Origin of the sequence: Phormidesmis priestleyi ULC007 (assembly GCF_003003695.1) — a bacterium.
Taxonomy (GTDB): domain Bacteria; phylum Cyanobacteriota; class Cyanobacteriia; order Leptolyngbyales; family Leptolyngbyaceae; genus Phormidesmis_A; species Phormidesmis_A priestleyi_A.
On record NZ_PVWG01000023.1, the window covers coordinates 20,600 to 40,431 of the forward strand.

General features: G+C 46.9%; 17 protein-coding genes and 1 pseudogene. 8 read left to right on the plus strand and 10 right to left on the minus strand.

From position 1 onward, the window contains the following. Positions 1–187: 187 nt before the first annotated feature. From C7B65_RS17385 to C7B65_RS17395, 3 genes are read right to left on the minus strand one after another with little or no spacing between them, the layout of a single operon-like run. The gene (locus C7B65_RS17385) at positions 188–2,170 is read right to left on the minus strand and encodes a pentapeptide repeat-containing protein (RefSeq protein ID WP_073073831.1); all 1,983 of its coding nucleotides are present in this window, start codon (positions 2,168–2,170) and stop codon (positions 188–190) included. A gap of 30 nt (positions 2,171–2,200) precedes the next feature. After that, positions 2,201–2,635 (minus strand): Imm30 family immunity protein, encoded by a 435-nt coding sequence (locus C7B65_RS17390; RefSeq protein WP_073073832.1) that lies wholly within the window; start codon positions 2,633–2,635, stop codon positions 2,201–2,203. 11 nt (positions 2,636–2,646) lie between these two features. Beyond that, positions 2,647–2,874 carry a hypothetical protein gene (locus C7B65_RS17395; RefSeq protein WP_219898628.1) on the minus strand — a complete coding sequence of 76 codons (228 nt, stop codon included), beginning with the start codon at positions 2,872–2,874 and terminating at the stop codon, positions 2,647–2,649. An 879-nt stretch (positions 2,875–3,753) separates the two neighbouring features. Here C7B65_RS17395 and C7B65_RS17400 point away from each other — a divergent pair. Further along, complete coding sequence (locus C7B65_RS17400) at positions 3,754–4,125, plus strand: hypothetical protein (RefSeq protein WP_073073834.1); 372 nt, start codon at positions 3,754–3,756, stop codon at positions 4,123–4,125. A gap of 166 nt (positions 4,126–4,291) precedes the next feature. Here C7B65_RS17400 and rfbB read toward each other — a convergent pair whose 3' ends face one another. From rfbB to C7B65_RS17430, 7 genes and pseudogenes are all read right to left on the minus strand, one after another. After that, the gene (gene rfbB, locus C7B65_RS17405) at positions 4,292–5,392 is read right to left on the minus strand and encodes a dTDP-glucose 4,6-dehydratase (RefSeq protein ID WP_073073883.1); all 1,101 of its coding nucleotides are present in this window, start codon (positions 5,390–5,392) and stop codon (positions 4,292–4,294) included. Between the two features lie 5 nt (positions 5,393–5,397). Further along, positions 5,398–5,970: pseudogene (locus tag C7B65_RS29315) on the minus strand (sugar phosphate nucleotidyltransferase); the annotation flags it as partial. After that, entirely contained in the window at positions 5,918–6,475 is a 558-nt protein-coding gene (locus C7B65_RS29320) for a sugar phosphate nucleotidyltransferase (protein WP_262983551.1), read from the minus strand. The pseudogene C7B65_RS29315 and the gene C7B65_RS29320, both read right to left, overlap by 53 nt. Next, positions 6,472–7,116 (minus strand): dTDP-4-dehydrorhamnose reductase, encoded by a 645-nt coding sequence (rfbD, locus tag C7B65_RS17415; RefSeq protein WP_083583066.1) that lies wholly within the window; start codon positions 7,114–7,116, stop codon positions 6,472–6,474. Before rfbD ends, C7B65_RS29320 begins: the two co-directional genes overlap by 4 nt. 152 nt (positions 7,117–7,268) lie before the next feature. Continuing rightward, positions 7,269–7,583: a sugar nucleotide-binding protein gene (locus tag C7B65_RS17420; RefSeq protein ID WP_073073837.1), complete on the minus strand. Its 315-nt coding sequence runs from the start codon at positions 7,581–7,583 to the stop codon at positions 7,269–7,271. After that, the gene (locus C7B65_RS17425) at positions 7,580–7,810 is read right to left on the minus strand and encodes a dTDP-4-dehydrorhamnose 3,5-epimerase family protein (RefSeq protein WP_106254080.1); all 231 of its coding nucleotides are present in this window, start codon (positions 7,808–7,810) and stop codon (positions 7,580–7,582) included. Before C7B65_RS17425 ends, C7B65_RS17420 begins: the two co-directional genes overlap by 4 nt. 660 nt (positions 7,811–8,470) lie before the next feature. After that, positions 8,471–10,684, minus strand: a complete 2,214-nt coding sequence (locus tag C7B65_RS17430; RefSeq protein WP_143162073.1) for a SulP family inorganic anion transporter — start codon at positions 10,682–10,684, stop codon at positions 8,471–8,473. A 177-nt stretch (positions 10,685–10,861) separates the two neighbouring features. Here C7B65_RS17430 and C7B65_RS17435 point away from each other — a divergent pair, with 177 nt between their 5' ends. The 7 genes from C7B65_RS17435 to C7B65_RS17465 all read left to right on the plus strand — a co-directional run bounded on the left by C7B65_RS17435 (position 10,862) and on the right by C7B65_RS17465 (position 19,556). Beyond that, positions 10,862–12,325, plus strand: coding sequence for a mechanosensitive ion channel domain-containing protein (locus C7B65_RS17435; protein WP_073073841.1), 1,464 nt, complete (start codon positions 10,862–10,864; stop codon positions 12,323–12,325). A gap of 235 nt (positions 12,326–12,560) precedes the next feature. Further along, positions 12,561–13,067 (plus strand): chemotaxis protein CheW, encoded by a 507-nt coding sequence (locus C7B65_RS17440; RefSeq protein ID WP_219898629.1) that lies wholly within the window; start codon positions 12,561–12,563, stop codon positions 13,065–13,067. Next, entirely contained in the window at positions 13,048–14,223 is a 1,176-nt protein-coding gene (locus C7B65_RS17445) for a CheR family methyltransferase (protein ID WP_073073844.1), read from the plus strand. Before C7B65_RS17440 ends, C7B65_RS17445 begins: the two co-directional genes overlap by 20 nt. 111 nt (positions 14,224–14,334) lie before the next feature. Further along, positions 14,335–14,985, plus strand: a complete 651-nt coding sequence (gene cas5 / locus C7B65_RS17450) for a CRISPR-associated protein Cas5 (protein WP_073073846.1) — start codon at positions 14,335–14,337, stop codon at positions 14,983–14,985. 2 nt (positions 14,986–14,987) lie between these two features. After that, positions 14,988–16,652, plus strand: coding sequence for a type I-C CRISPR-associated protein Cas8c/Csd1 (locus C7B65_RS17455; protein ID WP_073073848.1), 1,665 nt, complete (start codon positions 14,988–14,990; stop codon positions 16,650–16,652). Between the two features lie 64 nt (positions 16,653–16,716). Continuing rightward, positions 16,717–17,541, plus strand: a complete 825-nt coding sequence (locus tag C7B65_RS17460; RefSeq protein ID WP_073073849.1) for a type I CRISPR-associated protein Cas7 — start codon at positions 16,717–16,719, stop codon at positions 17,539–17,541. After that, positions 17,538–19,556 (plus strand): CRISPR-associated helicase/endonuclease Cas3, encoded by a 2,019-nt coding sequence (locus C7B65_RS17465; protein ID WP_073073851.1) that lies wholly within the window; start codon positions 17,538–17,540, stop codon positions 19,554–19,556. The genes C7B65_RS17460 and C7B65_RS17465 overlap by 4 nt, the downstream gene beginning before the upstream one ends. Positions 19,557–19,832: the final 276 nt, after the last annotated feature.

Here is a 19,832-nt window from a genome sequence, read left to right on the forward strand (position 1 = left end):
CAAAATGCACCTAAACCTTGCGGTTACTTGGCGATCGCATCCCACCAATGACTTGTCAAATCCACCTCAACTGAGAACTTGAGGTCTAACGATTGAGTTCAGCGGCGGCGATTAAACTTAGCCTCACCACCGACTATATCTATTTCGCCGCTGCAACGATTTGTTATCTTGCCGTCGCGGTTGCAGATTATGCGGGAAATCCTAAAGCTTTTAGAATCAATGGCAATAATTTACTACAAGCTTCCACGATCTTGGCCGTGTCAGGCAGACTTTTCAAGGTCGCGTCAAACATCTTCATCGCTTTTCGCACGATTCCTTCCCGTTTTTCAGGTTCCTCAGCTTTTTTTGCTTCAGCCAGAGATTTCACCTGTTCTAACAAGTCTGATTTATCTGGAGTGGAAAGATCTGCATCAGATTCAATCGCCTGTTGTAACTGAGTTAGAAGTGTTTTGATGCTTAACTGTTCTGGTTCAGACGACTCAGGTAGTTGATTAATCGTGTTCGTAACATTACCGCTAATCTCGCCAAGATTGACCACACCATCGCCACTGCTCACCCCGCTGATATTGGCATTATCGCCTGCATTGATGTTAATTCCTCTGTGTTCCGGCATAAAATCTCCTTGAACAGTTTCAACATTAAAGGTTGGCTGATGAAGTGCGGTTTGAATCATCTGCTCTAAGCTGCGAATGCGATCGTCCTTTTCCGTCAGCAAGAGCAATCGCGTCTCAGATAATGCTCTGAGTTGATTGTAATCACCAAAGTATTCTGAACTTAGTTCTGATTTATCGACTGTCGGCGCTGTCCGCACCTTTAGATTGAGGCTATTTTGTCCCCGTTTCTCCATTGCCACGATCTCCAAATTGGCTTCTGGATGATTCTGGGACAATTTTTTGAGGGCGATCGAAACAGCACGAGGGTCAACATCCTGGCTATGGTACAAATCCAGGGTATCAAAGAACGGCTGAATGAAATCAGCAAACTCGCCTTCTGCAAAGGTTTCCCGTAGATTATCCGGCTTCCGTAAAGGATTTGGGTTTGCCTTGGTTGGAACTCGCATGTAAACATAATCACACTGCACCTTTTCCAGGTTGGTTGTGCTGGTAATGCCCCAATCCTCGATATAAACTCCGGTGAGAATTGCTCCGGTCAGATCAGCTCCTTCCAGTTGCGTTTGCTTCAGAATTGCTCTCGAAAAATTTGCATTTCGCAGATTGGAGTGATTGAGGTTAGCCCCCATGAATCTAGCATCTTGTAGGTTAGCCCCTTGCAGATTGACTTTTTGCAGGTTAGAAAAATCAAAGTTTTGATCTTGCCCATTAAGAGTTGTAATGAGTTGTCTAAGATATTGATTATTCAGATGCCTCAACCTAATTTGGCATCTCTCTAGTCCCCTTGCCTGAAACCAACAAACAGAATCGAGAATAGCTTCTCTAAAGGTGGTGTGGCCAAGATTGGCTTGAGTAAAATTTGCACCTGTCAAATCTGCGCCAAGAAAACTTGTACCTCCGGTACTAATGATCGAGAACTTCATCAATTCATCTGTTATACCAATCAATACAGTTGTAAATGCACCGAAAATTCTACTGCCTCTAGCATCTACAACAGCGGATACTGTTCCAGATTTCGTTCCAACTCCAGCTAGAACAATACATCCGATTAAGGATAAGCCTACGGGGATACAGCCTACAGCGATAATAAAAGGCGATATACTCCCTGTCGCAAATCTAGAGATGGCCAGAGATAATACTAAAGATGTTCCTCCAACTACTCCTACAGCTATGCTTGCAGTCAAAGCAAGAGCTAAAGTTCTATAATAAAAACCATAATAAGAACCACAATAAGAACTTGATGCTGCAAAGGCTGAAGTACCAATCACGGTGATAGATGCAATAGCAACAATAACAGCAGAGTTTGAAAGTATAGCTAGAATAACTAGTACTACCAATAAACCAGTAGCGATAAACCAACCACCGCGCAATCCTGCTTTCACTCCAGTCAAATCTGTATCTTTCAAAATGGTATGACTGAAGTTAGCCCCTCGGATATTGGCATAGCTAAAGTCACTTCCAGAAAGGTCTTTACCTTTTAGGTCTTGTCCACACAAGTTAGCACGCTGAAAGTTACGCTCTCCAGCCGCATAGCGTCGTAGTAGCTCTTTGGCTTTCATCAATCACAGGCTCATTTGCAATAATCTAGATCAAGCTACTTTTGTTACCTGCCCTGAAGAAGTCTTAATTGAAACTAACGAAAGCAAATGGTGAATCTCACTTTGTTTTTGAGTATTCATCGATCGCACCTTCTCTTCAAAGGCAGATCGCGCGATCGCATCATTCATAATCCGAGAATGCAGAATCGCTGTCCATTCCGTTGCCCGTTTAACCAAATCAGGCATCACTTGAATAAACGCTTGCACCTGTTCTTGCACATCAAAGGACTCCAGAAGATGAACCAGACTAAACATCACTTCCGGTTGTTCGCAGGCATCATCTAGAATTAGGTGTAGGCTGGGCAAATTCGCAGGGTCAGGATTTTGGGCCAGCTTTTCTAAAGCGTGTTCAAACAGGGTGACTTCATCGGGCGATCGCAGCAACCGATTCGCTTTTAGCACATCAATTAGCGGATTCGGACTCATACAACACGCTCCTACTTTTCAAAAACACCAACCCAGGCTGATTTGTTCAGACGCACCAGCGATTGTAAACTACGCTTCATCCCTTCAGTGTAAACGCCTTGACGCTGATAGAGCGATCGTAAATCTTGAACTTCTCTAGCCAGCACCTGTCTGGGTTGAAGACTCAAGTCTGGAGATTGCCCGTAGGATAGGGTTTGCCTATGGCGACCTCCAGCACCCGGTATAGGATGTTCCATCATAATAGCTATCCCCAGATTTCGCGTATAACCCGAAGCTCTAGCCACCATGTATGCATTAGATGGGACATGATGTGGAGTCAGATTATCGCCTCTGCGCCCAAGTTTCAGTAAATCTCCATAACGCCCTACCGCTCCTTCACCTGCCAATAGCCCAGAAATACTGCCTTCCTCCAATACGCCACTGATTTTCAGACATCTATAAATTTACACCAGGGGATAGGCTTTAATTTTTCTATATTGAAAAGTTATAAGCGTTCCAGGTCGATTGGATTACAAAAATTCACAGACAATCTTCCAACCACGCCCTCACCGATAACTCAAGGCTGGATAACCTAGTTGAGCCGCAACCGCAAGCGGTTCTGCTCACTGACAAAGAATGTGGATTCGGTTGTCGGTTCCAACGCTAGTTAGATCGTAGCGTCACGAAGATTTTAGTACATAGTGCAAGCGAACTAAATGGCGTTGCCGATCTAACGATTGATTATACGGAAACTTTCCGTGTATCTCCCCTCACTTTTCATCAGAGATCCTAGAGAAACGGTGCTTCGCAGTTCCCCAAAGAGGTGTCGCCTGCACCTTCCCATTGAGGTAATCGCGCCCCTCAAAAATTCAGCATTCCAAAAAAGCAAAAACTCCTGTAGAATACACCGCAGTGATGGAGTCGTGCCCCGAAGTCTGATGTGGCTATCAGAACTCCGAGGACTTCCATCCTAAGTTAGCGTTCATAACTCAGGAGGCGTTCATGATTGTACACCGTCAGCTTTGCGATGGGATCTTGGAAGGGTGGAATCAAGATCCAGCAAGTCTTTTATACCCGTGCAGAATGTCTGAGACTTCAGCATTCTCATCCTCTTTGACTTAACAGAGAGGACAAACAACATGGGAGCCAGGAATATCTTTCCTGGCTCGATCGCGTTCACTGTTGAGTTACAGTTCTCGACGATGAAACGCTATCGAGTCACCGTTACTTTGGATTTGCAAGAGCGTTTGATCTTTCTGTCGTCTGGCATTCTTCCTAATGTGATCGATTCTATTGAGGAATTTGTTTCACAACTGAGTACGATCGCCTCAAATCAACTAGCAGCGTTCAAGTGGGATGGCACTAGTGACTTGACGACAGAATATCAAATTGTGCGAGTGTTGCCGGGATATCAAGTAGAACGTTCTCTCGTGAAGTTCAACATTGTCTTGGGCAACAGTTCACTGATTTACCTGGAGGAATTGCACAACAAAACTACGATTCAACTGTAGAACGTTGCAGATTAGGGAGTCGTTAATCGTGTGTCGGGTCAAAGTTCTTTTCTTCACATACACGCGGCTCTCTAAATTTCCTAAGTCTACTGAAACGAGAAGAGAAATGGAAAGGCAATTGTGTTGTTAGAGACAATCCCACTGAGTTTAATTAATGAACCATGCCCTAAACACTGGTGTAAACCCGTTGATAGTAGGTTTGATACTGCGAGGAGAGTAGAGGTTGCCACCAGTCAGGGTGAGCGAGATACCACTGAACGGTTTGTCGCAACCCACTCGCGATCGTTTCACGAGGAGTCCAGCCCAACTCGGTTGTGATCTTGGTGGCATCAATGGCGTAGCGGCGATCGTGTCCCGGTCGGTCTTTGACAAAGGTAATTAGACGACGACAAGGGCGCACAGGTAGCTCAGGTGCAAGTTCTTCCATCAAATCGCAAAGCATGTGAACTAGGTCAATATTTTTGACTTCGTTGTTGCCTCCAATGTTATAGGTTTCGCCAAGTTTACCTTGATGAATGACTGCATCAAGCGCCCGACAATGATCGGCTACAAAAAGCCAGTCTCGAATATTTTGCCCATCTCCATAAACGGGTAAAGGCTTACCCATCAAGATGTTGATGCAGATCAAAGGGATTAGCTTCTCTGGAAAATGGTAAGGGCCGTAGTTGTTCGAGCAATTTGTAATCAGCGTGGGTAAGCCGTAAGTATGGTAGTAGGCACGCACTAAATGATCGCTACCTGCTTTAGAGGCAGAGTAAGGACTGTTTGGCGCAAAAGGAGTAGTCTCTGTAAAAGCAGGATCATTGGGTTCTAGGCTGCCATAAACCTCATCGGTAGAGATGTGCAGAAATCGATAGTCGATCGGTTTCTGGTTGGCTTTCCAGTACTGGTGGAACGCTTCTAAAAGCGTGAAGGTGCCGACAATATTCGTGCGAATGAACGCATCGGGTTCTAGAATCGAGCGATCGACGTGCGACTCAGCCGCAAAATGGACGATCGTATCAATAGCTCCTGCTTGCAGAAGTGCGTCAACTAAGAGACGATCGCAAATATCTCCCTGAACAAATCGCAGCTTGTTCACTGAAGTTTCTAAGCCTGCCAAGTTTCGCCGATTGCCTGCATAGGTAAGGGCATCAAGGACGACAACGCGGTCTTGTGGATAAGCAGCGCACCAGTGATGGACGAAGTTTGAGCCAATAAATCCGGCTCCACCTGTAATCAATACTTTCCGAGGCGTTCTAGCAGTATTATCGAGATTGTTGTGCATGATGATCACACTAATTCAATTTGACAGTCATCCCCAATCAGAAAGCGCAAGGCTTTGGGTCGTTGCGGCGCAACCGTGAGATGAGCGCGTTGCCCAATTACGCTATCGACAATGCGGTGATGCACCCCGTTGATTTTTGCCCCTTGCAGAATCACACTGTGTTCGAGATCAACATCAATCAGGGTGACTTGATCGGCAACACTGCTATAAGGGCCAATAAAGCAATTTTCGATGTAGCAATCGTTGCCGATCGCCACAGGGCCGCGAATGGTACAGTTGACGATTTGTGATCCTGCCCCAATCTCAACTCTGCCAATAATCTGGCTTTGAGCATCGACCCTTCCCACCACAGCAGAGGTGAGGCAGCTATCGAGAATGATTTGATTGGCTGCCAGCAGATCATCTTTTTTCCCCGTGTCTAACCACCAGCCTTCTAGCTCAGAAGCTTCGACTCGCTTTTGCTGATCAATCAAAAATTGAATCGCATCGGTAATTTCGAGTTCACCGCGCAGGGAAGGCTGAATCTCAGTGATCGCGTGGTGAATCGCGCTCGAAAAGAAGTAAATTCCGACCAGCGCTAAGTTTGAGGAAGGAACCTTTGGCTTCTCGACTAGCTGAAGGACTCGCCCCTGCTCGTCTAGCTAGCTGGGCGACCCCAAACGCGCTAGGGTTGGCAACGGCTCTCAAGGGAATCAGGGCATCCAGCGTTTGAGCTTTAAAGCGATCCAAAAACTCCGCTAACCCTCCCTGGATCAGGTTATCGCCCAAGTACATAATGAACGGGGCATCTCCTAAAAAGGGTTGAGCCACCTTAACGGCATGCGCCAAACCCGCAGGCTGTTCTTGCAGAATGTAGGTAATATTGGCCCCGAAGCGATCGCCATTTCCGGTCTTGGCTTGCACTTCTTCGCCCGTTTCAGGGCTAATGACAATGCCGATCTCCGTGATCCCAGCGGCAACAATGCCTTCAATGCCGTACCAGAGAATGGGTTTATTGGCTACCGGAACGAGCTGCTTTGCGCCTGTGTAAGTCAGCGGTCGCAAGCGTGTGCCCTTGCCGCCTGAGAGAATGAGTGCTTTCATCGTTTTGTTTGTAAAAGAGTGGCATTGTTGGCTCGAAGCTCAATCAGCATCTGTCTGAGCGCTGTTCTCCAGTGAGGCGGATGGGTTTCTAGCAGGGTAGAGATTTTTGCACAACCGAGAATCGAATAAGCAGGACGCTGGGCTGGGGTGGGATATTCAGCCGTTGTAATGGGAATCACAGACTGAACTTTTAAGGGAAACCCTAGTTGTTCAGCTTCCTCAAAAGTCGCGATCGCAAAATCGTACCAACTTGCCGCTCCACTATTGGTGAAGTGGTAAGTTCCCGAAGTCTCCGGGTTGAGTTTAGGAATCAGTTGCGCGATCGCGTGCGCGAGATGGTTGCTCCAAGTCGGGGTGCCGATTTGGTCAGAGACGACGCGAATTTGTTCGCGTTCAGATCCTAGCTTCAGCATGGTTTTCACAAAATTACTTTTCCCATAAGCACCATAAACCCAGGCAGTTCTCAAAATGATGTAACTGTTTGTTTGATTGGCAGGGCGATGCAGCCACGCTTGCTGAAGAGCTTGCTCTCCGCCTAATTTAGAGTGTCCATAAACACTAATTGGGTTAGTAGAATCTTGCTCGGTGTAGGGCGTGTTTTTCTGGCCATCAAACACATAGTCCGTCGAAATATGAATCAGATCCGCACGGGTGCGACCTCCATCCGATACATTGGAAAAAACCGATTACCTTTTGCTCCATAAGGGTTTTGAGTGCCTGTAAAATTGATCAATGAATAATCAAAAAGACTACTGTGAAATCGTTCAAAAACCTTATCAGCAGGAGGCTTGAGTCACTTTAGTATCAGGTAGAGGTCGCACCCATCCGCACCCAGTTGTTGAGCAGATTTCGCCATGACTGCGGGGGCGATCGCATTAATGGCTGCTGCGGCGGCAGAGTCGGTTTCGGCGCGATCGACGGCCGTGTAAGCAGCCGCATTCACAATCAAATCAGGCTTGACTTGATGAATGATTTGCTGAATGGTAGCAGGCTGGGCTAAGTCCATAGTGTTCCGCCCCACCCCAATCACCACCCCTAACGATCCAAGTGTTTTCTGAAGTTCCTGTCCCACTTGTCCATCGTTGCCCGTGAGTAAGATGCGTCTCATACAAAGAGTTCGGCTGCTTTGAAGGGTTGACCTGCTTGATCTTTCAGTCCACGCAAAACATTCCGCGTAGAGCGAGAGTGATTGTCTTGAACGAAATGAGCCGTGATTCCCGCTTTCTCAGAGAGCGTTTTTTCGTTGTAGCTTTCAAAAAAGCAGCCGCGATCGTCTTGGAAGACACGAGGAAGGATCAAGACATCAGGAATAGAGATCGGTAGAACGTTTATCATCAGCCTTGAGAATAGTTCGGTTCGTGGTTAATTAAAAGGGTTAATGGCGATCTGCCAGTCTAAGTCTTGGGGGCTGAGAGGGATTGTAGCGTTTGCAATTTGAGTCCCATCCATGAGCCACAGCCCAACTTCACTGGTGCGAAAGCTCACTACTAGACATCTTTGATTTTTCCTAATAGGATTTGATTTTTCCTAATAGGAGATAGTATTGCAGCCCGTTGGTATCTTCCCTAAAAGCGAACACCTAGTTTCTGATCTTCAAAACAACCGATCGACAGGGGACTGGATCACTGAAACAGTGAATTCACGAGTCGAGAACGTAGGCTTGCTTTCGTAAACCTGATTGTTCTCGCAAGTGCGTAATTCTAAGTATCGAAGAAATTACAGCTAAAATTAGCTACTTCATATAATCTTCACCAACAAATAATTTTAGCTTTTGCCCTTTCCTTATAGGGAGGTTGAGTTGCAGAGATAGTCGCAGCTTTTTGTGGCATGGATTTGTAAAGACTTAGAAAAGGCAAAAAGTCTCCTATTGCTATTTTCTTTTTATCTTGGTTTAACAGTGAAAATACTGAGGAGTAGTCTCTACTCAGCATTTTTTGAACGCGCTTGTTCAACGGGTAGAGAGTGTCAAATCTTCATCAACCTTAGATTTTATGGTCAGGACGACTGCAACAGATTTTTTAATTCTTGCTCACGGTGTTGGAGGCGTTCGGCTAACAGATTGACCACAAACCGATGAACATTTGAAGCTAAAAGCGGATCAGAGGCTTCAATCTGCTCAAACGCCTCAGTCGATAGAAAGTAGACTGTGCTGGGTTTATCAGCCACGACAGAGGCCATCCGCAGCGTCTTGCGATAGAGACCCATTTCTCCGATCGTGTTGCCCACTGTGTAGGTGCGAATCCGTTTGGTTTGCCCCTCGCCCAAGTCGAGCACCACGCTTACTTGACCTGACCCAACAAAATATAAGCCATCAAACGGGTCGCCCTGGTGAAATAGATAGTCTCCTTCTGCAAAGAGCCGATCTTCAAGCCGACTCATCAAGCGATCGACCTGAATCGGATCTGAAAAATCTGCTTTGAGGTGTTCAGAGAGCGATCGGGCTTCTAGCTCACTCAGGTTGCTGGCGGCGAGAACCTGCTGCTCACACCACTCAAGCCCGCGATCTAAATCTGCAAAAACGTGAGAAAACGGGTCATCGGCTTCGAGACAGTCGCCTTGCTTAAGTCGCTGCATGGCTTCATGAGACAGATCGGTAAACAGCAAATGTACCTGTTTTGAGGTGGCGACTTGCTTAAGTTTGGCAAAACTGAGCACGGCGGAGGCATCCAATCCACTCACCAGCCGAAAGTCTAAAATCACAAATCGAACGGCGATCGCGGTCGGGTGATCGATGCGATCGCGAATCTGGGTCAACAGTTTGTTGGCGGTGCCAAAAAAGATCAGCCCTTGCAGTTCTAGAAGATAAATCTGTTCGCCTTCAGCATCTAAAACGTCTAGTTCTTCAGAGATTCGCATCACATTGCTGTGCTGGAATGCACCTGAACCCACTCGTTTTGTGACGGATAACTGACTGTAGTTGACCACAAATAGCACGATCGCGGCGATCAGTCCGATGCCGATGCCTTGCAGGTAGCCAAGGGTGCCCGTCACCACCACAATCAGCACAATAATCGCATAGTCCGATCGCGAGAGTTTGAACCAAGCTTGATAGAGCCATTCATAGAAGAATTCCAATCCGAGCAGCAGCGGAATGCCCACCAAAACAAATTTAGGAACGAGCGAAAGCAGTGACGCACCTCCTAACAGCATGGCTAAACAGATTCCGGTAATCGTCCAGCCCACGATGCGCCGGGTGCCGCCTAAATGACGAGCCAGCGTGTTTTCTCCCGAACTGGCAAATCCACCAATGCCGCCCCCCAAACCAGAGGCGATCGAGGCAGCCCCCGCCACTTTTAGCTCATGATTAAGGTCAAGATCGCGAGAGGCAGCCAGCTCGATGCCATTGGCGTTGAGCAACAGCGCCATTGACTCTATGAGCCAGAGTGCGGCTAGACTCGGCAACTGCTTCAAAACAACGCCCCAATTTGCCTGAGTCAGCGCCGGAATCGTTGTAAAGCGGTAAAGGCTGCCAGGGGGAAGCGTTCCTAAAAGCAAACTGCGATCGGTAGCTTGCTCGATCGAGGTGCCCGTCATCGCCAAAGCAACGTAAAACAGAATGAACGCGATCGCGATAATGCCGGGGATAACTAAAAAGTGATCGATCAGTTGAGGAATTGCAAACATTGCCACTGCAAAGATCAGAGCAGGCACCCACTGAAGCAGCACGTCGGGTTGAAAGAACGCTGAAAGAGTTAAGTGATGAAAATCAAGCCCTCCGATCGAGTGCATCGCTCCTTCAATCAGCAGCACTCCTGTACCTGCAAGAAAGCCGCCGACGATCGGATAAGGAATAAATCGGACAAAGCCACCGAGTTTGAACCGACCCAGCAAGGTAAAGATAATGCCACCTGCAACGGCATACAGCACGATCGTCGCCGTGAGCGTTAATAATTTATCTTCGGGTGAGGCGTTGGGCATCTGATCGAGAATTTGTCGAGCAACCAGACTTAACACTGGAATGCTCGGCTCTGAAACCGTTCCCACAATGGCAGGATAAGCGCTAAATGTCGTCACAATCAGACTCACCATGGTTGCACTAAACAGCATCAACCCAGCGCCAAACGGCAGCGCATTTGAGAAGTCTCCAGAGAAGATCACTGAGGCAAATGAGACGACTGTGATCACGGTCAAAAGCCCCATCGTGCCGCCTGTGGTGAGGTTTAAGACTAGAGGATGGGCGGCGGGTCTAGAATGCGGTTTAGTAGTCACTTTTTATAAATGTGAGATTATTAGGACGTGATAGCGTTTTTGCAGAACTTATTAATACTACAAGTGTTTTAGAATCAAAATTTCTAAATAGGGCTGGCATCCATCTGAGGATAGAATTTTGAGATCCATAAGTGATAGATTACATACTACAAAAGCGATCGCTAGGAGTATTTGAAGATGGAACTGCAATCAGCCTTTTACTGGGCAGACATTCAAATTAAGCAGTTTTTTCAAGACTTGTTAAATGCTTTTAATAGCAGCTTGTTCACGTTTGCAGGAGAGAAATTTTCTCTGGGGTTGGTCGCGGGATTAATCACTCAAGTAATCATTGTTTTAGTGCTGGCAAATATAGTTAAGCGACTACTAAAGGAACGAATTTTGCCCGGCTTTAAACTAGAAATTGGTACACGAGAATCACTTTCAACGATCACTAGCTACATCATTACAGCAATTGGCTTTCTCATCGTGCTAGAGACGGCTGGTATTAATTTCAGTTCTCTAGCGGTGTTTGCGGGCGCGATCGGCATTGGGGTTGGCATTGGGTTGCAGAACTTGTCCAGCAATTTTATCAGTGGTCTAACGCTGCTATTTGAGCAACCGATTAAAGTAGGCGATTATATTGAAGTCGATAAACTTGCAGGAACGGTCGAAACAATTGCCATTCGATCGACCACAATTCGCACAGTTAACGGTGTATTTGTGATTGTGCCTAACAGCCGCTTTCTCGACAACAATGTGGTGAATTGGAGCTATCGCGATCCTAAATGTCGGATTGAGATTCCGGTGCGGGTTGCCGAAGAGAGCGACTCGCTAACCGTGTTAGAAGCGCTGCTAACGGCGGCTCGTCAGGAGCCAAGAGTTTTGCCGTCTCCATCGCCAGAGGTTTACTTTAAGGGAATTGCAGAGGACGCGCTCACCTTTGACCTGATGGTGTGGATTCGTGACCCGATCGAGATGGATGCGATTAAGAGTGCCCTCCGATTTTTGATCGAGGCAGAATTTCGCGATCGCGCCATTGATCAGAACATAGCCACTAAGCTGACGATCGAGAATCTGCCCTCGCTGGCAGCCCTGCTGAGATCCTCTCCAACAAACGAGTTTGCGGTAAAAGCGGGTGACTCAGAGATGGCTGAAATGCCGATCGGGGGCTGGATGTTGCGCGATCTGTTGCGAAAAGTTAGCTATTTTCAACAGTGCGGTGAGATCGAGCTACGGCAGGTGATTGAGAAGGGCTATCGTAAAAAACTGCCGATCGGCGAAACGATCTGTCGAGAGGGCGATCCAGGTGATTCATTTTATATTATTCTGTCAGGTTCGGTGGAGGTGTTTATCGAATCGATCGACAAACAAGTTGCTGTTCGCAGGGCAGGCGAGTTTATTGGTGAAATGTCGCTGCTCATGGGTACGCCGCGCACTGCTACTTTGCGAACATTAGAAGAAACCATTTTGTTTGTTGTTGATCACGGTAATTTGCAAAACCTGTTAAAAAATAACCAAGGGTTAGCAGACAAGATTGCAGAAGAATTATCTGATCGCCAAGAAGTGTTAAAAAGTTTAGGCATTACGATCGATACCACTACAAAAGAAGGAACCTCCTTTGATCAAATTCGTAGAAGAATTCAATCTATTTTCGGAATTTAACAAAAGGGATATTGAGCGATCGAATACGTCCTCATCTTTCTAGCCCTGGGGGGATGTCAAACAACCTACACTAGGGCAGGATTCCAGGGTGATATTGTAAGACGGATTACAGATAAAACAGTGCAAGATAGCGATCGCCTAATACCAATTTTGGAGGCAATTGTGACCGATCGTTCAATCCGATGGGGCATGGTAATGGACGGGGCATGGCATATTCTCATGCGGATTTTGTTGCATGCACAAATCAATTTGGTATGACTTTATGCTGATGCTGTTGTTTTATGCTGGCGATAATCTTTATGCTCTCGATAGCGCTCATGTGATAGAAATTATTCCGATGGTTGTGCCACGAAAAGTTGATCACGTTCCCAATTATGTTGCAGGTATCTTTAATTATCGAGGCGGTTTAGTTCCGATTATCGATTTGTGTCGCTTGCTTCACGGCACCGATTGTCGCCCGCGATTTAGCACTCGCGTCATTATGGTTCACTACCCTGCAAATGATGGCAAAGATCATCCATTAGGGCTAATGGCAGAACGGGTGACTGAAACGCTCAGTAGACCTGACCTCGATTCAAAAAAAGCGTCTCAGGTGGGTGACGTGCCTTATCTAGGAGACCTATTCATGGATGAGAAAGGCATGATTCAACAGATTCACTGGCAGCATTTAGTGTCAGGTGACCAATCTGCACCGTTGTTTATCGGAGGAAGCGATCGGGTGAATGGTACAGGACGCAATTGAGACGCTGCTAAGGCAGAAAATTGGCTTAGATGCTAACAGCATTGGGTCTAACACGATCGCTCGTATGGTCGATCGACGCAGATTAAGCTGTGGGTTGCTCGATCGCGCCGCTTATCTCTCGCACCTACAATCATCGCCTCAAGAGTTGGAGAACCTGATCGAAGCGGTGGTGGTGCCAGAAACCTGGTTTTTTCGCGATCGTGAACCGTTTGTCTATCTATGCCAGTTTGTGATTGAGTGGCGATCCGCACATCCTGCTGGCGTGTTTCGGGTTCTCAGTGCGCCCTGCTCGACTGGAGAAGAGCCTTACTCGATCGCCATGACGCTATTAAAATCTGGGTTGACTCCTGCTCAGTTCAAGGTTGATGCAGTTGATATTAGTCAACGAGCACTGCTGAAAGCAAAGCGAGGGATTTATGGAAAACCGTCCTTTCGAGGCGGTGGCGTGGCGGATCAATTGCGCTATTTTGAACCCGTCGAGAGCGGACACGAAATTCGCCCGTTTGTCCGCAACACCGTCAACTTCATGCAGGGAAATTTGCTCAATCCTGTTTTTTTATCTGGAGAAACCTATCACGCAATTTTCTGCCGCAATCTTTTGATTTATCTCGATCGTGCGTCTCGCAATCAAGTGATTGAGCAGCTAGATCAAGCTTTAGCGCCATCAGGTTTATTATTTTTGGGAGCGTCAGAAACGGCGCAAATCACTGCCAAACACTTTACGCCAATCCGTCATCCGTTTGCGTTTGGCTATCGCAAAGAAAATCGTCAAAATGATCGCCCACTGTCCACGATCGTTCCCTCAGCGATCCCGGCTCCCGTTCCTAAACCTGTTTATTCTGAACCGATTCCTAAACTTGAAACGGCTCAACAACTTGCCGATCGGGGACAGCTTAAAGCAGCGATCGCGGTATGCAAATCTTATTTAACAATTCATTCAACCGATGATCAAGCTTATTTGCTGTTAGGTGAAATCCATCAGGGACTTAATCAGTCTGAGCAAGCAGAACAGGCGTTTCAAAAAGCTATTTATCTTAATCCCAAGGCTTATGAAGCGATGACTCATTTGGCATTGTTAAAAGAACAAAGGGGCGATCGGGCAGGGTCAGCTATCTTAAAACAGCGCATTCAACGATTGCTCGACACTCAACATTAAAAAGTAGAAAGCTTTGCCTGTGCTTAGTAATTTGTCGATTTACTTAAAGATTTGGGCACCTTGACATCACAAGCTTCATGGCAGTTTGAGAAAGCCCCTTTAATCTGAGATATGCGAGAAATTCTAATCATCGGCAAGGGTGCCCGATTTACCCGACCTGAGTTGAAAGCTGACCCCCAAACCTATCCAGTGATCACGCCCACCGCAGCAGTGGGTATTCTCAGTGCAATCTACTGGAAGCCTGAGTTTTGGTGGCGAATTCGAGCAATCACCATTCTGTCTCCGATTAAGATTGTTCCAATTACTTATAACCATATTCAGAGTTCTAGTGATAAAAGTGTTGATATTCGAGACATCAAAAACGTGAGAATGCAGCGTCGATGCACAGAACTGCGAGACGTATGTTATCGAATCAGTGCGGAGATCGTCGCACTGGATGGCAACCCTAATAAACATCTAGGAGTCTTTAGAGAGCGGCTCGATCGAGGAAAGTTTTTCAAGCAGCCTGTGATGGGGACTTGTGAACACTTCGCAACGGTTCAATGGGACGATGGACGGGAACCAGAAGTGCTGATTAACAAAGACTTTGGGTATATGCCCTGGTACTTCCAACCGCAGCTTAACCTTAAGTCTCAATATACGGCTGTGTCACCTACGCAGAAGGGTCAATTAGTCGGAATTAATCCCCACTTCAATCAATTTAGAGCGATCGCTAAAGACAGTGTGATTACTGTTCCAGCCTATGAATATGAGACATTTTAACAATGCTGAGAGAACTGTATAACTTATCAAAATCGAATCATGGTTTGACGTTGAAGCCAGAAGGTTACAACACATTAAGGATATATTATGTCATTACATTGAGCGCGGATGGAAAAGCTCTTTCTGTCGAGATTCTAGACAAGAAATCGAGCAAGTTAGCAGTGCCAGACTATTCCAAACGCAACTTCCTTGGCAATAGCTTAATTGCGTCTGAAAATGCCGAATATCTATTTGGGCTAGGAACTAATGGTGAAAAATGTCAGAAAGCTTTTGTCGAGCTACATCAGGCGGCATTTGATCAAACTGCTGAACCTGCGATCGCTGCCATTCTTAAGTTTTCCGAAGCTGGCTCAGACGCTTTTATTACTGATCAGCCTGAGATGGCTAGATGGCTCTGTACAGAGAAATCTGGCTCATCTTCAATTCCAGCCAAATTACGCGCAGTCTTTTTGTACGAATCTAATCCCACCTATGTTCACGACTACCCCAATATCCAGGAGTTTTGGGGAATTTATGGAGCATCTCCAAGCACTAAACCCGGACGATGTGCCATCACGGATGCAGACGAAATCTTGACCGCAAACTTTCGAGGCATTAAGTTTTCGGGTAGCAAAGCGCTTCCGATCACATCCGCCCAACACAAGTCTACGCGCAGCTATAGTGGCAAGCTGGATGGTAAGAGCGATATCTCTTATGCAAATCTTTCTGTCAAAGCTTACAGTGCTGCAAACACAATGCTGTCGGCACTTCTAGCCTCACCAGACAACTGCTTTCGCTGTGATGAGTCTAACTATCTCTACTGGTGCGAGGGGGTTCCAGCCCGATCGGTCATGTTGTCCAAATTGTTGGGTGCTGAAGATGCTCCTGCTCAACCTGCTGACGTGAAAGCTTACTTGGCGAATATTTTTAGAACTAAGCTATCCCCTCAGCAGATGAACACGACTGCGTTCTACCTGATTAGGGCTAGACCTAGTAAAGGGCGACCCTTTCTCGATGCAATCACCGAGCGCACAGTTGGCAGTGTAATGAGCAACACGACGCAGTTTATCGAGTGCCAACTCGCTCAAGGGGGGAAAGCTTACGGAGTGTGGATGTTGGCAAAGTGTTTGCAGCCAAAAGGGGCGAAAGATGCTCTGAGTGCGGATGTGGATGCTCTGGTATGCCATGCGATCGATGGCACATCTCTACCAACTTCTTTCAGCGCTCGGCTACTGCAAAGGGTGATGCTGTCACCTCCAAAGCGAGTGCATTTTGCGCTACTCAACTTATTGATCTACACAAAAACGATGAATCTCAGTACGCTCTCACTATCAGAAACACGCGCCTATCGTGCCGGACAACTCTACAACACGCTTGAGCGTCTATCTCACAATCGAACCGACGGGTGGTATGAGGGAAAAACGAATATCGACAGGTTATACAACACCTTTTTGTCGATGCCCGCGATCGCACTCACACGAGCAATGGCGCTCATTCCTAGCTACTCAAAGGTTGCCAAAAATTACGACTTTCAAATTCAGCGGATTTCTGAACTCTATAAGCTGGAAGACGATGCGCTGTTTACCCTGCCCAAAACCTTCACTGTTACAGAAAAACAGCTATTTCTGGCTGGCTATCAAGCCGAATCTCACGCAGTTCGAGTCGCGATCGCACAATCCAAAAGTTGAATTCTCTTGGTAATCGAAACGCTTCTGTAATCCGATCGACAACCCTATCTGTTAAACATCAACAATGGAAACTCAATCTCTCTCAGCTATTTCTAATCCCGATGTTCGTCACGACTTTGTGATGGTTTTTGATGTGACGGATGGTAATCCCAACGGCGATCCAGACAACGGCGGTGAACCTCGGCAAGACCCGATCGATATGCGGGGCATGTTTAACGAGTCGCTTTATATTGCCAGTGGCACCGCACTTGACGCGCCTCAACTTGCTGCAATTGCTGATGCTGAGAAAGCAAATGGTAAAGATAAAAGTGCAGTTGCTAAGTCAGCGCGTCAACTAATTTTCGAGCGTTTTATCGATGTCCGATTGTTTGGTGCGGTGCTTACTCAAATTACAAAGATTGGGAATGGCGGACAAGTGACCGGTGCGATTCAGATTGACACCGCCCGATCTGTGACTCCGATCGAGATTCGCCGGGATGGTATCACTCGTTGCGCTGGGGCAACCGAAAAAGATGGACTCAATCAAAATATGGGCGCTCAGTTCCGCGTACCCTATGGGCTTTACACCACAATGGGTACTTACAGTGCTGCTCTCGCTAAAGCCCAGGGGAACCCTATCAGTGCTGAAGATTTGGAGAAGTTTTGGAAAGCGCTGGCGCTTCACCTTGAACTCACGCCTTCCACGATGCGAGGACGAATGATTTTGCGAGATGTCCTTGTATATACCCACGAAAGCAAGTTTGGCAGTGCTCGTACAGAAGATTTACAAGCTGCATTGAGTATCAAGACGGATGTTGAGTCTCCTCGTTCGATCGAGGACTATACCATCACGATCGCTGAAACTCCCAAAGGGGTGACGATGACTCGGCTGCGAGATGTTTTAGTATGACTCAACCCATCGCGCGTCCAGGACAACTGTTGTCTTCTCACTTGCACGGCGTGAGCGAGAAGACGATCGCGAGGCTTCCCATCACTCTATCTGAGCTTGGACAAGTTGCTGGGTTATTGCATGACATTGGCAAATACAATCCTCAATGGCAGGCGTGGATTAATGCGATCGCCGTTGGAGCCTCTCCGACTAACCATCCGAGTCATGCTCAGGCAGGTGCATCTTGGGCAACTAAGCAGCTAGGGGTGTTGGGGAACATAGTTGCGCTGTGTGTTGCAGGACATCATCGTGGGTTGTATGACCTTGATCAACTCGACGGGGTTCTAAAAGCCTATGACAGTCAGATCGAGGCGGCGATCGCTCAAACTCCCTCTGAGTTTCTCCCTTCAGCACTGGATATCACTAGAGAGCAATTGGAGACCGCTTATGGCGAAAGTGGCCCTCAACTCTCGATGCTGGTTCGCATTTTGTTCGGAGCGTTGATCGATGGCGATCGTACAGATGTGGCTCAACTTGAGGGCACTTTACCCGCTACGCAGTTTGCAAAAATCGCAACTCTACAGGACAACTTAGCGACTCACGTTGCTGAATTCTCTGGGACTTCACCCGTGAACTTAGCTCGAAAGCGTTTCTATGATGAGTGTCGTCAATTTGCACAGAAAGTATCACTGCATAATGGTGGGGGCATTTTTGACTTAACTGCACCTTGCGGCTGCGGAAAAACGCTTTCAGGCGCTCAACTTGCCCTTGATATTGCGAGTCGGCTGCATAAAGATCGGGTGATTTACGTCGCTCCGTTCATCTCTATTTTGGAACAAAATGCTTCAGTTTTAGCGAAGGTATTAGGACGTGAAAATGTCTTAGAACATCACTCTAATTTCGATCCCAAGTCTGAAGCCTATGAACACAAAATAGCGGGAGAGCGATGGTTACACCCGATCGTAGCGACTACGGCTGTTCAGTTTCTTGAAAGTTTGTTTGAGAACTCTGCTCGACGTTGCCGGAAGCTGCCCAGTATTGTTAACTCGGTGATCTTTCTCGATGAAACTCATACGATTCCGACTAATGTTCTGAAACCAGTGATGGAGTCATTAAAGATTTTGGCAGCGCACTGGGGTTGTGTGGTTATTTTATCGAGTGCATCACAGCCCGATTATTCACCATTTTGCGCCAACATTACCCCAGTGATTGCTAACCCCGATTACTACTTCAAGGAGTTCAAACGGGTGCGGTATGAGGTAATGGGAAAAGTGAGTTGGCTCGAAATTGCCGCTCATCATCATCATCAAGCGTTGATTGTGTGCAACACGATCGCGGCTGCCCGTGATGCCTATCGAGCGCATAAAGGATCTGTCTTACTCACTGCTCTTTGCCCCCCGATTCACAGACGCGAAATTATTGCTGATGTCCGGCAAAAGCTTGAAGATGATGATCCGATCGTCCTATGTGCGACTCAGCTAGTAGAAGCTGGAGTAGATCTCGATTTTCCGATCGGATACCGCATGATGGCGGGGCTTGATTCAATTATTCAGGCAGCAGGTCGCGTTAATCGAGAAGGTAAGAACCCGGAAGGCGTGTTGCGAATCTTTTATTCAGAGATTGATTATCCAACTATGCCTGAATATCAGCAGCGCATTCGGATCACCAAGCAACGTTTAGATGTGGGCGACGACTTACAATCGCCAAACTGTATCAAGGCTTATTCAAAAAGGCTTTATTCGGATTCTGACACTGATGAATTGGAAATCATTTCAAAGCTCGATCGAGTTGAGATTGAGAGTGTTGCAAAAGCTTTTAAGCTGATAGATGAGCAGATCAGCGTGTTGGTTCGGGTGCCCCATCATGAGATTAAATTTGATAGCGCTCTAACAAGTCGTGATTTTAGAGCTTTGCAAGGTTTCACGATCGGGGTTTCTAAGTCACGATTTGATAAAAATATTGCCAACATCAAAGATGTAGAGGGTTTCTATGTGTGGTGCGGTGGTTATGATTGGGGTGCTGATATGGCGCTTTGAGGTGTGCCATCCAACTATTTAACAGGTGGCGATGGCTAAACGCGAGGCTAAGGGCATCGGAACTGGTCGTAGTGAGGGGTCGAAGCGTACTCAATTTGTGGGGAAAAAGGTTACGGTTCCAGTTACTTTTTCATGCACATTGCCGATCGATAAAGCTGCGATCGCAAAGAAGTTAAAAGGGCGGGGGAGCAGAGTAAGGCGGTTGATCTTAAAATATTGGGACGAATTTATCGACGAGAGCGCGGATGGGTAGGTGTTTGTGATGAGGTTTTAATT